The 12,493-nt window shown below is 50.6% G+C and carries 10 protein-coding genes; 7 read left to right on the top strand and 3 right to left on the bottom strand.

The genetic code is table 11. The features are described 5' to 3' along the window. The 7 genes from AC5JO6_RS26610 to AC5JO6_RS26580 all read left to right on the top strand — a co-directional run. The coding region (locus AC5JO6_RS26610; protein WP_496084061.1) for a hypothetical protein at positions 1 to 231 on the top strand (231 nt) is incomplete at its 5' end. A 192-nt stretch (positions 232 to 423) separates the two neighbouring features. Continuing rightward, the gene (gene lysA, locus AC5JO6_RS26605) at positions 424 to 1,902 is read left to right on the top strand and encodes a diaminopimelate decarboxylase (protein WP_496084060.1); all 1,479 of its coding nucleotides are present in this window, start codon (positions 424 to 426) and stop codon (positions 1,900 to 1,902) included. A 96-nt stretch (positions 1,903 to 1,998) separates the two neighbouring features. Next, positions 1,999 to 2,934 carry a diadenylate cyclase CdaA gene (gene cdaA, locus AC5JO6_RS26600; protein WP_496084059.1) on the top strand — a complete coding sequence of 312 codons (936 nt, stop codon included), beginning with the start codon at positions 1,999 to 2,001 and terminating at the stop codon, positions 2,932 to 2,934. Between the two features lie 74 nt (positions 2,935 to 3,008). Then, positions 3,009 to 3,758, top strand: a complete 750-nt coding sequence (gene uppS, locus AC5JO6_RS26595; RefSeq protein ID WP_496084058.1) for a polyprenyl diphosphate synthase — start codon at positions 3,009 to 3,011, stop codon at positions 3,756 to 3,758. 222 nt (positions 3,759 to 3,980) lie between these two features. Continuing rightward, complete coding sequence (locus AC5JO6_RS26590; protein WP_496084057.1) at positions 3,981 to 5,363, top strand: peptidoglycan recognition protein family protein; 1,383 nt, start codon at positions 3,981 to 3,983, stop codon at positions 5,361 to 5,363. 396 nt (positions 5,364 to 5,759) lie between these two features. Further along, complete coding sequence (locus AC5JO6_RS26585) at positions 5,760 to 8,720, top strand: PAS domain-containing protein (RefSeq protein ID WP_496084056.1); 2,961 nt, start codon at positions 5,760 to 5,762, stop codon at positions 8,718 to 8,720. A gap of 64 nt (positions 8,721 to 8,784) precedes the next feature. After that, complete coding sequence (locus tag AC5JO6_RS26580) at positions 8,785 to 9,366, top strand: NADPH-dependent FMN reductase (protein WP_496084055.1); 582 nt, start codon at positions 8,785 to 8,787, stop codon at positions 9,364 to 9,366. A 49-nt stretch (positions 9,367 to 9,415) separates the two neighbouring features. On the opposite strand, the gene AC5JO6_RS26575 is transcribed toward AC5JO6_RS26580, so the two are convergent. From AC5JO6_RS26575 to AC5JO6_RS26565, 3 genes are all read right to left on the bottom strand, one after another. After that, entirely contained in the window at positions 9,416 to 9,958 is a 543-nt protein-coding gene (locus AC5JO6_RS26575) for a serine O-acetyltransferase (RefSeq protein WP_496084054.1), read from the bottom strand. Next, a complete protein-coding gene (locus tag AC5JO6_RS26570; RefSeq protein WP_496084053.1) occupies positions 9,955 to 10,947 on the bottom strand; it encodes a glycosyltransferase family 2 protein in 993 nt (330 codons plus the stop codon). Before AC5JO6_RS26570 ends, AC5JO6_RS26575 begins: the two co-directional genes overlap by 4 nt. 128 nt (positions 10,948 to 11,075) lie before the next feature. Next, positions 11,076 to 12,413, bottom strand: coding sequence for an O-antigen ligase domain-containing protein (locus AC5JO6_RS26565; RefSeq protein ID WP_496084052.1), 1,338 nt, complete (start codon positions 12,411 to 12,413; stop codon positions 11,076 to 11,078). Positions 12,414 to 12,493 lie beyond the last annotated feature (80 nt).

Below are 12,493 nucleotides of genomic sequence, written 5' to 3'. Positions count from 1 at the left end.
GCAGGGGCAGCGTGGGAAGCAGGGGCAGCGTGGGAAGCAGGGGCAGCGTGGGAAGCAGGGGCAGCGTGGGAAGTAGGGGCAGAGGAGACGTATTGTTCTTGTGGCACCAGGGTTACTCTACCCAATTTAGATTTTTCTTCTCCCTCCGCTCCCCCTGTCTCCCCTGCCCCCTCTGACTCCTTTACAAGTACCAGCAGTTCGCTATTGGGACTTTCCAATTCTCGCTGGTAACCATCTAATGTCCAGAGTCCACCAAAGCAGCGTTGATCAAGCTCTAAGGCGGCAGGAAGTAAAGCTACAGTTAAAGGCTGAAGTGCGAGAAAGGTCACAAAAGGTACGTTATCTGCTCAGGATATGCAAGGCTCGATTGTAAACTAGAGATCATCGTAGGTATGCCACCCAACCAAACGTAAGGATGACGCAATGGGATCGACTCACGCTACAGCGGCTAAACTGACTGGTCATCACTATTTAAGTGACACGACAGAGACATTGGTGGAGCGATCGCCAAATCAGCATTTGCTGCCATTGACCGCAACAGTCAATCAGAACGATCATTTAGAAGTGGGCGGTTGCGATGTGGTTGACCTGGTGCAGAACTTTGGTTCACCTCTCTATATATTGGACGAAGCAACCCTGCGATCGGCATGTCGGCAATACCGTGACGCATTCGTCCGTTACTATCCAGGCGCATCACAGGTGCTGTATGCCTCTAAAGCCTGGAACTGTTTGGCAGTGTGCGCGATCGTCGCCAGTGAAGGCTTAGGTATTGATATCGTCTCTGGTGGCGAACTTTATACAGCGATACAGGCAGGTGTCAGTCTGACTAAGCTCTATTTACATGGCAATAATAAGTCCCGTGCTGAGCTTCAGCTAGCCGTCGAGTCTGGTTGCACGATCGTGGTTGATAACTGGCATGAGCTGAAGACGCTGGTGGCGATCGCAGAGGAGCAAGGAGTCAGAAGTCAGGAGTCAGAGCCAACCCAAAACTCAAAACTTACCCTACACCTTATACCCCAAACCCTACACCCTATTCGCATCCTGCTCCGCCTCACCCCTGGCATTGAATGCCACACCCATGACTACATTCGCACCGGAAGTATCGACAGCAAGTTTGGGTTTGGGCTAGATCAGCTTGATGAAGTTTTTCAATTTATCGCTCAGCAGCCCAGTCTGGCGTGCATTGGTCTACACGCCCACATTGGTTCCCAAATTTTTGAGCTAGAGCCTCACCACGATCTGGGTGCAGTTATGGTGCAATGGCTGAGCAAGGCGGCTCACTACGGGTTGGCGATCGAAGAACTGGATATTGGTGGTGGCTTAGGCATCCGCTACACCGAATCAGACGATCCGCCCAGTATTGAGGCATGGGTTAAGGTGGTAAGCGAATCGATCGCGGCTGCCTGCAACGCGCAGCATGTACCTCTACCAAAACTCTTGAGTGAACCGGGACGATCGCTCATCGGGTCTGCTTGCGTAACGGCATATACGATCGGTGGGCAAAAAATAGTCCCTGGCATTCGCACGTATGTCACTGTGGATGGTGGCATGTCTGATAACCCTCGACCGATTACGTACCAGTCAGTCTACCGGGCAGTGGTGGCAAACCGGATGTCAGCACCGCTTACAGAAAGAGTGGCGATCGCAGGCAAACACTGCGAGTCTGGCGATATCGTCATTCAAGAGGCATCTTTACCCACAACTCAACCAGGTGATTTACTCGTAGTAATGGCAACTGGAGCCTACAATTACAGCATGGCTTCCAACTACAACCGCATTTCCCGACCAGCCGCTGTGTTAGTCAACGATGGTGAAGCTAACATCATTTTACAGCGAGAGACCTATCAGGATTTGATGCGGCAGGACTGTTTGCCAGAGCGGTTAAATGCTCCACAGGCGTGACCCTGATTGCAACAGGTATAAGCCTCAAGTACATTAAATTGAACGCTCAGGTTATCGAGTTTAGAACGTGTAGAAGCGCAAGGTTAATCCAGATCAATGGGATATCTATGGAGGCAATGGCTGCTGACGACCCCTAGCTGGATGCAGTCCCTACCGCTTCTCATCGTTCAAAACCTGAGATTTTTCATTGATGTTGGGCTTGTGCTTGCCCTCACCTACATGATGCTGGTCATTATTGGTGAGCGGCGTACTCTGTGGATGGTACGCGGTTTCATCGTGCTTATGCTGGCAGCAGCCCTCAGCAGGCGCTTAGAGTTGACCCTATTGAGCTTTGTGCTGGGTAATCTAGTGATTGGGTCTGCCGTTGCCATGGCATTTATTCTGCAATCAGAGTTTAGGCGCTTTTTGGAACAGTTGGGTCGGGGTGAACTCCTACAGTTGTTCCAATCTTCACGAAGAACCACACTTAAATCTGGTAGTGTCACGGATGAAATTGTTGATGCGGTCAAAGAGCTGTCACAAAACCGCATCGGTGCTCTGCTGATTTTAGAAACCAGTAGCCCCATTGATGAACGTGATTTTTCCGTGCCGGGAGTAAGGCTCAATGCTGAAGTCTCAAAAGAGCTGATTCAAACGATTTTTCAAACGACAACTTTGTTGCACGACGGAGCCGTCTTAATTCGCGACAATCGCCTTGTGGCAGCAGGGGTGATTTTGCCGTTATCTGAACGTAGTGCCTCCCGTCAGCTAGGCACGCGGCATCGGGCAGCAATGGGGATTACCGAGCGGGTCGAAAACTGCGTGTGCGTCGTTGTCTCGGAGGAAACAGGGTCAATTTCACTGGCGGAGCGGGGCACTCTAAATCGTCCACTCACCAGCAGCAAGCTCAAGGAATTACTGGGGGCGCGCTTCTCCCAAACGGCTGATCGTGACACGGTTGCTCCTAATCTCCGGAGTCTGGTGCGTCAGCTTGGTAGTCAAGGATTAGCGTTCTTTTCACGGTTTTTGAGGCATCGCAAAGGTAAAGGTTAAAGAACCGCAAACGCCTCGCTTTTTATGGTTCATGTTCACTGTTTAGATCCAATTGTGTGCCGCTGGGAGAAACCATGACCGTAAAGCCAACTGTTTTGCAAGAGTTACCTGCTGACCTCAAGTGTGAACGACTGCCTAGACATGTTGCTGTAATTATGGATGGCAATGGGCGCTGGGCAAAGCAGCGCGGCATGCCCAGAATTATGGGGCATCGTCGCGGCGTTGATGTGCTGAAGGATCTTCTACGCTGCTGTCGGGATTGGGGCATTCAAGCGCTGACTGCCTATGCCTTCTCGACGGAAAATTGGGGACGACCCTCAGAGGAAGTTGAGTTTTTGATGACGTTGTTTGAGCGGGTCTTGCGTCAAGAACTGCGGGAAATGGTGCAGGAAAATGTGCAAATTCGTTTCGTGGGCAACCTGCAAGCGTTACCTCGATCGCTCCAGGAAGAAATTGCCCGATCGGTTGAGTTGACGCAGCACAACCAGAGTATTCGGTTTACGGTTGCAACTAACTACGGTGGGCGACAAGAAATTTTACAGGCATGTCGGACGATCGCCACTCAGGTACAGCAAGGACTGCTCCAACCCGACCAGATTGATGAAGCTGTGTTTGAACGGCATCTCTACACCTCAGGCATTTGTGATCCTGACTTACTCATTCGCACAAGCGGCGAGATGCGGCTGAGTAATTTCTTGCTTTGGCAAATGGCGTATGCAGAACTGTACGTGACCGATACGCTGTGGCCCGATTTCGATCGCACCGCTTTCCACGAGGCACTCTCTGCCTATCAGCAGCGCGATCGACGCTTTGGGAAGCTATAAATCAGTGCAAGGCATGACAGCGACTGGTAAAGGGTTCTCGATCATCGCTAGTGTTGGTAGCAACGATCGCCGCCTTTGATGGCAGTGACTTGCCAGCTCGTTTTGCCTTAAAGTGCTTTGCATCAGGTTGACGTTGACCCTAACACCAGTCTTGACCATTGCAGCCCCATTGAGCAAACTGGTTCAGCAGGGAATGTGCTCTCGTTTTGAGGATTTCGCCATATGCTTCAGATTACTCAAGCCCCCCAAGCTCCGGTTGTGGTGCAACAGCGGTTTTCCATTTTGGGCGTGGCATCGCCGTCCTACGCGGGCAGCAACCTGATGTTGACGATCGATGGACAGTTTCGTGCCACGGGACCTGTCATTGATGTCGATGGCACCTGGAAGCTCGACTTTCTGTTTCAGCAAGCGGGAAATCGGCGCTTGAAACTTGAGATTGGCACCGACAGCGCCGAACTGACTATACCCGTTGTCACCACAATGCCTGAAGCGAGGAAACTCCAGTTTACTCAGGTGCCTACCCGGTTGCCTGTGCTACAGTCCGCCACAGTAGAGGGCACAGCGGCAAATTTTCCCGATGGCAGCGCGCTCATTCTGCGGGCAGATCAACAGTTTGACCTGGCAAAGCCCTTTGTGCGCAGTGGCAAATGGCAAACCACCATTGGGTTTAATCAACCGGGTAAGCGCGTTTTAGAAATTATTAGCTCTGACGGGCGCGATCGTGCTCAGGCTGAAGTCGATATTGTTGCTGTCCAACCACGTCCTCCCCGCGTGAGTTTCACCAATCCACCGCAGCAGGTGAAGGTAGAAGCGACCATCACTCTAGCAGGCGCAGCAACCAACTACAGCAATGGTGACCAGCTCATTTTGCGGGTAGACCAAAAGCTAGAACTCGCACGCCCAAGAGTGCAGGATGGGAAGTGGCAGGCTCAAACGGTGTTGCGTCAAACCGGGAAACGTCTCATCGAAATCATTGGTTCTGAGCAAGATAAAGCCCAAACGGTCATTGAGGTCATCGGCGCTGCCTCAGGCACCTTTCAAGCGCTACCCCGTAATACCTGGACGAGCACTCCCACCTCGTCCGCTCTGCCTGCACTACAACCCAAAGGCATTACGTTGCACCACACCTTTATCGGCAGCCCGCCTGCAATCAGTGCTTCGGTAGCAGATGAAGCCGCCCGTATGCGAGTGATCTACAACGGACACGTCAATGGCAATGGCTGGTCAGACATTGGCTATCACTTCATCATCATGCCCAGTGGTCGAGTCTATGCAGCCCGGAGTGAGACGAAGCGAGGCGCGCATGATGTGGTGAATGATGGACTGGGCGTTGCGTTTGACGGCGTTTATACCAGCGCCACAATTAATCAGGCAATGTACAACTCAGCGGTGGCGCTTTGCACACTTCTCTGTAAGCGTTACGGCATTACTAACACAATTACCCCTATTCCAACACCGACAGGTGATTTTGGTACCCGCAATTTGCCACGCATCATGGGACACCGCGATCGCGTGGCGACAGCATGCCCCGGTACTGAAGGCGGCAGGACTGTCCGTTTACCAGAGATTCGTCAGGCGGTCAATGGGAATTTGGTCGGCTCTTAACACAAGCACTTGCATAGGGCGATCGAGACCACAAAATGACAATGTAGACTGTAGAGCCTCCGATCGATCAATGCTTGACCACAACTAATCGATCAATGCTTGACTACAACTAAACGTTGCATCCACCGCACTCTTTATCTAAAGTTTGTCAACCTGATTGGCAAAATTGATCAGACAGGCACGAATCACGGTCGCCTGAGTACTAAGATTGAGGAGTGTGTTTTGGTCAGGCTCAGGTATGCGTCAGTGTCTGGATACAAGTAGCAGCGCTTGCATCCACAAGAGTTCCAAACAATTTTTAAGAACTGGCACAGGTAGGCGTGCTTAACAAGCAACGGACTCCGGCTGTAGAAGACGTGCATCCATTGAGTGCCTAGAGCGCCCCAAAGAGTCAGTATGCTTTCTGAATCGTCGTCCCAAGAGTTAATCGATTTACAACAGCGTGTTGCTGCCCAGGCAGCCATGCTGTCACAAATGGAGCGGCAATTGCTGCACTCTAAGCAGATAGAATACGCGTTGAGGGCATCGCATCATAAGCTCTCAGTGGTGTTACAGCAGTCGCCGATCGCCATCATTGAATGGAACACAGCGTTTGAGGTCGTAGACTGGAATCCAACGGCTGAGAGCCTTCTGGGCTACACCAAGCAAGAAGCGATCGGTCGCCACATCACCGTACTGCTGACACCAGAGCACAGCCACCAAGCGATCGGTACATGGCTCGATCAGCGCGAGAGCGATCGCACACTCACCGACACAGTTACAAAGGACAGTCGGATCATTCCCTGTGATTGGCACAATACACCCTTGCTTGATGCACAGCATCAGGTGATCGGTCTTGTCTCCCTCGTACAAAGACACAGTGAACCATTGCAGTTGCACCACTCGTTGGCGATCGCATCGGGTGCGTCTACGTCACAACAGCATGTCTCTAGCCAGAAACAAGCAGACGCGATCGCGCCTATTTCACCCGCCTTTTTGAGTGACATTATCAATGCTACAGCGGACCCGCTCTTTGTGAAAGACGAGCAGCATCGGTACATTGTTCTAAACGATCCCTTCTGCCAATTCATGGGCTGGAACCGAGCCAATGTCATTGGTCTTAACGACCACGATGTCTTTCCTGATATTGAGCAGGCTGACTTCTTTCGTGACACTGACCAGTTAGTGTTGGATAGTGGCTGCGATCGTGAAGACGAGGAAAGCATCACCAACCTGCATGGCATCACCCATATCTTTTCGACCAAAAAATCATGCCTACACGATGGCACTGGCAATAAGTTCATGGTTGGCACAATGCGCGATATTACGGCGCTGAAGCAGGCAGAAGCGGCTTTGAAGGAGGCGAAGGACGAGCTAGAGACACGGGTAGAGAAACGCACTATTGAGCTTCAGCAAACAGTCGCACAACTTCAGCAAGAAGTGTATGAACGGCAGGCAGCGCTCCACGAACGCGATCAAGCTGAAGCTAAACTGCAACACACCCGCAAGTTCCTGGAATCTGTGCTGAAAACCTTACCTGTTGCCGTGATTGCTAAAGAGGCGAAAGAGCTTCGCTACGTGCTGTGGAACCCAGCCGCCGAGGAAGTGCTGGGTGCCACGGCTAAAGACATGATGGGCAAGAATGCGTACGATTGCTTGCCGTTAGATCAAGCCGAGACACTGATAGAGCACGATCGCCAGGTGCTGAAAAGCAAGCGCATCGTCGATATTCCAGAAACACTGGTGCCGATAAACAGTGAACCGCGCATTTTGCATACTAAGAAAACGGCTGTCTTTGACGAGGAGGGCAAGCCACAGTATTTGTTAGCCATCACCGAAGACATTACCGAACGCAAGCAGGCAGAAGCGGCTTTGCGGCAGAGCGAAGCACAGCTACGAGCACTGGCTCAACGCGAAGAATTGCTCAATCGCGTCGCCAACCAAATTCGTAGTTCGCTGGATCTCGATACCATTCTCCAGACGACCGTACACGAAGTCCGTAACCTGTTGAAAATCGATCGCTGTAGCTTTTGCTGGTATCACGTTCAGTCTGATCAGTTAGCCAGCCTTGAGTTCACCCATGAGTCACGAGATGCGGCGTTGTCCAGCTTTCTCGGTACGTATCCACAAGACCTGAGTCGTCCAGCCGATCGCCACAACCCGATTGTTGAAAGTCTTTTGAGCCAGACACCCTATCGTGTCGATGACATTGCGACCGATCCACAACTGAAACCAGAAGCCCGCGAAATCCTACGTTTTTACGGCTACCATTCTGAGCTTTTGTTGCCCGTACCTATACTCTCTGGTCAACTAGGCGGTATTCATTGCGGGCATCACAGCGCCATCCGTCCGTGGAGCGACTCGGAAATGGAACTTCTGCAAGCCGTTGCCAGCCAACTCGCGATCGCCATTAACCAGGCAGAACTTTACAACCAGAGCGTCACTGCTGCGAACACCGCTCAACAACAGGCACAGCAATTAGAGCAAGCGCTGCAAGAACTTCAGCAGGCACAAGCACAAATGGTGCAAAGCGAGAAGATGTCGAGCTTGGGGCAACTGGTCGCAGGAGTGGCGCATGAAATTAACAACCCCGTTAACTTTATCTACGGCAACCTCACCTACGCCAACGAGTATACTCAAGACCTGCTCAACCTCCTCGACTTATACCAGCAGCATTACCCAGCCCCTGCACCACAAATTAAAGCTGTTGCAGACGCGATCGACATTCAGTTTGTGATCACAGACCTGCCCAGACTGCTCACATCCATGAAAGTTGGTGCAGACCGCATTCAGAAGATCGTCGCTTCGCTAAGAACGTTTTCCCGAATGGATGAAGCCGAGTTCAAAGCAGTCAACCTTCACGAAGGTATTGATAGCACGCTGATGATCTTGCAGAGTCGACTCAAAGCGCAGCAGCTTCGCGGTCAGGGACGAGAATATACTCGCCCTGAGATCGAGATTGTCAAGGCATATGGCGAATTACCGCTGGTTGAATGCTACGCGGGACAGCTCAATCAGGTGTTTATGAATATCCTTAGCAATGCGATTGATGCGTTAGATGAGGGGGATGCCCAGCGTGATGCTGCCGCAATGGAGCAGCATCCCAGTATGATTCGGATTTGCACTGAACTTTTAGCCGACGATCGTGTCACGATTGCCATTGCGGATAACGGCACGGGCATTCCTGAAGCCGCTCGTCAGCGCTTGTTTGATCCCTTCTTCACTACTAAACCAGTGGGCAAGGGCACAGGCATGGGCTTATCCATTAGCTATCAAATTGTCACAGAGCGACACGGTGGCTCGTTGCGCTGCCTTTCATCACCTGGACAAGGCACAGAATTCATCATCGAAATTCCTCTTAAACAGCAGCTTCAGTAAGCTGGGTCTGTCCTACACTTGATAGGAAAACCTCTCCGCTTCCCTGTCGATACGGTGGCATCTCATGACAGACACGCCAAGAATCCTGGCTTTTGCTGGCAGCACTCGAACTGATTCCTTCAATAAAAAGCTCGTTAAGATTGCCGCGCAAGGTGCAAGAGCGGCAGGAGCAGACGCGACATTTGTCGATTTGCGAGATTTTTCGCTCCCTCTATTTGATGAAGATCTGGAGGCAAAGGAAGGACTTCCAGCAGGTGCTCGCCAGTTCAAAGATCTCCTCCTGGCGCACGATGGCTTGCTGATTGCGTCGCCTGAATATAACAGCTCACTCACGGCTGTTTTAAAGAATGCGATCGACTGGGCATCTCGTCCTGCTGAAGGTGAAGCGCCGCTGGGCTGCTTTGTAGGGAAGGTTGCTTCACTGATGAGTGCGTCTCCTGGTGCATTGGGCGGTTTACGTGGTCTGGTACACTTGCGAGCAATTCTGGGTAATATCAAGGTCATTGTGCTCCCCGACCAAATTGCGGTGCCGACAGCCTACGACGCATTTGACCCTAGCGGCAATCTCAAAGATTTTAAGCAACAGGCAGCTATAGAGAGTCTAGGCAAAAATGTGGCGACGATCGTAGCAAAGCTCAAAGCCTAATGCTGCTCCAGATTACGTGTATGTAGAGCAAAGGGAGCGTGCAAAGAAATTACTTTATCGCGTCAGAGGTGATGACTTTAGCAGGTATACCAATGGCTGTTGCTTTGGGTGGTACGTCAGACAAAACGACCGCATTCGCTCCAATGTTGGCATCGTCACCCACTGTAACGTTGCCAAGGATGACTGCACCAGCGCCAACATTCACACGTTTTCCTAGTTTCGGCGCATCAAATAGACGATCGAGATAGCGCAGCCCCAGCGTTACTCCTTGTCGAATAATGCTGTCATCGCCAATGTGGCAGTAACCATGAATCACGATCGCCCCTTGATGCTCAATAATCACGCGGCGACCGAGTTGCACCGTGTAGGGCAGTTCAATACCGTAACCATTGCGAATTTTTCGATAAAGCGCTTGGTAAAGCAGGCTGAAGGGTGCTCGCACTAGTTTCGGCTCAAGCGTCATACGCCACACCCCAAAGCGATGTACCGCTACTGCCCGAAACCCCGGTTTTGTCCAGTCTCGCCCGTGAGCCTCCCAGTCTTCTTTGATTTGTTGCCAAAGTCCTAACGGCTCGGTCTCGCTGGTGTTCAAATCTGACCTCCTCTGACAAACACACTGTTCAACAGAAAATCACTCCAAATTTTTGGGGGATCGGTATCAGGTTTGCGTTGAATCACCCGTCGCCAGCGCCATAGCGTGAAGCCTGACAGCCATGCTGCATCCGCCAGTGCTGCATATAACCAGCCATGATTCTTTAAAAAGTATCGCCGCCTGGAGTCAAACCAATACGTTGGCATACGTTTGGGTGGACGTTTAGAATCAGTCACACCAGAGCTTTGACCCACAAAATGGACAACATGGCTTTGCGGTACATACCAGCAAGACCATCCAGCGCGATGTGCTCTTAGACAAAAATCAACTTCCTCAAAGTACATGAAGTAGCTTTCGTCGAGCAACCCGATCGAGTCAAACACTTCCCGACGAATCATCATGCTTGCTCCTGCCACCCAATCTGTTTGGTGGGGATGATCAGCAACTTGTGGCACAACTGCCCATTGTGCAAGCAGTTTCGACGCAATCCCCAGGCGTAAACCAAAATCGAGTTCTCCCAGGACGTTTGGAAACCGAAAGGCTGATTGCTGCGATGTGGTGTCCAAATCCTCCAAACGGCTGCCTGCGATCCCAACCTCTGGTTGTTCATGCATAAAATCCAGCAGTGCTTTCACTGCACCCGGACGAATCACGGTATCTGGATTAAGCAGCAGCACATAAGGGCATGGGATGGTTGACTCCAGTGCGGGACGGATGGCGGCATTGTTGCCAAAGGCAAAACCACCGTTGTGCTCTAGCGGCATCAACGCCACCCACTCATGCCATTGATTAGTGTCGATCGCGGCTGCAATCTTCTCAACCGAACCATCACCAGAAGCATTATCGGTTACGACAACATAGCTACCAGGGATGGCGCTGATTTCCTCTGCCAAAGCATGCAAGCAATCGATCGTTAGAGCCGCCGTCCTGTAGTTAAGAACAACAACGAGTAGCGTTGTTGCTTGATCTAACTGAACCATATTCGACATTAGAACAACCTTTAGGCGAGATAGACGTTGTAAGCCGTCACTTAGAATCACTGACTGTGGCTACAGCGATCGCCTTTCTAGCGATCGCCAAGATTAGCTTTAAGCTGATTCTGCAATTAATCATCTTCTTACCTCACTTGCCTGAGGAGGGGTTGCCTAGCCGGAGATCCCTGTAGTTGCCGATTTAAAAGCACTCCGGTAAGACCGCCACCCGCGAGTGTGAAAATTGAATTGGGAAAAGCATTTAAAACGCAATCCAGCGCATACATAGCTAATCCAACTGTGATCGCCGCTGTAATGACAATATTAGGATGCGACCAAGAAGCAGGTGGGTAGAAAAACCAGAAACCTAAGACAGGTAAAAGTAATGTTGTAAAAACACTAATTAACCCGACTAAGCCATTTTGACCGAAGGCGATAATCCATAGACTGTCAGTGATTGTAATGGCGTAGCCACCCTCTTTATAAAGCTGGTTTCGACCAAAACCTCCCCAGCCAAATAAGATTCTTTCACGCGCTTTTCCGGAGAGAAGTTCCTCGTTCATGAATCTGAACCCCAAAGATTGAAGGCGATCCGGATCAATGAACTTTGCTAGAAAGTCAATAATTTCTTGCCCAGGAAATTCGCCAATTACACCTAAATACAAGTAAACAAATAAGCCCCCAGCTAGAATCCACATCAGGAAGCTAGCGCCATACCGCTGCGCGGCAATGAAAATAATCAGCGCAGCGACCAGCAAGAAAGCGGCACCCGTCGCTCTTACTAAAATAAAGGTTGTTACTAGGATGCCCATAACCCAGCTAATCGGAACGTTCCGAATGTGCTTGATTGTTTTAGTTCTCCACAGTACAACCCCCATCAATGTAGCGAACATCATCCACGTCCCTAGCACTAGTCCATTCTGTAGAAAGATGGATGGTCTATAGCCACCGTAACGAAGATCAGCGGCTCCAGCTGTAAATCGGTAGATAAGCCCGTGCAGGTTAACGCGAGTTGCGGCTTCAAAGAGACATAAAGGGATATACAATAATCCACCCCAAAAAATTCCAATTGCTAGCTGGCGCAACCCGGAAAAGCTGTTGAGATAGATCCGACCCAAAAAGTAAGGAACGCCCCAAGCCATTATTTGCCCAATCGTACTTGAAAGCCCATCATAGGCACCAAGCCCATTAGTCATTGATGCAGCAAAGGGACAAAGACACCAAACCGTTATTGGCAGATCAAACCAGTGAAATCTAAATAACTTAAAACGATCAACGTTATAAAGACAGGTTGCAAACAAAATAGCCAGACATGTAGCCGACATTTTGTTGTATTCCACTGGAATGCTGGGCAATTTGAATGCAGCTAACGGTAAAAACAACCAGGCTACCACAAAGCTAGTAATCAGTGCTCGCTGCGGGGGAAAGCGAGTAAACAGGTAAACAACGATTGGGAACCAGGCATACAGTACAAGAGTATTCACAGTTCACCTTCATGAAATTCAACACAGCAGGATGTCACAGGGCAAGAAACATGAAATGTATTGAATGCTAAGTAAGATTA

This window comes from Tildeniella sp., from assembly GCF_059505325.1.
Note: the sequence above shows the minus strand (reverse complement) of the source record. Positions and strands in the feature narration are given on the sequence as shown.

Excerpts from the sequence above, each read along its gene's own strand:
- lysA (WP_496084060.1), top strand. The coding sequence starts at position 424 with ATGGGATCGACTCACGCTACAGCGGCTAAACTGACTGGTCATCACTAT.
- cdaA (WP_496084059.1), top strand. The coding sequence starts at position 1,999 with ATGGGATATCTATGGAGGCAATGGCTGCTGACGACCCCTAGCTGGATG.
- uppS (WP_496084058.1), top strand. The coding sequence starts at position 3,009 with ATGACCGTAAAGCCAACTGTTTTGCAAGAGTTACCTGCTGACCTCAAG.
- AC5JO6_RS26590 (WP_496084057.1), top strand. The coding sequence starts at position 3,981 with ATGCTTCAGATTACTCAAGCCCCCCAAGCTCCGGTTGTGGTGCAACAG.
- AC5JO6_RS26585 (WP_496084056.1), top strand. The coding sequence starts at position 5,760 with ATGCTTTCTGAATCGTCGTCCCAAGAGTTAATCGATTTACAACAGCGT.
- AC5JO6_RS26580 (WP_496084055.1), top strand. The coding sequence starts at position 8,785 with ATGACAGACACGCCAAGAATCCTGGCTTTTGCTGGCAGCACTCGAACT.
- AC5JO6_RS26570 (WP_496084053.1), bottom strand. The coding sequence starts at position 10,947 with ATGTCGAATATGGTTCAGTTAGATCAAGCAACAACGCTACTCGTTGTT.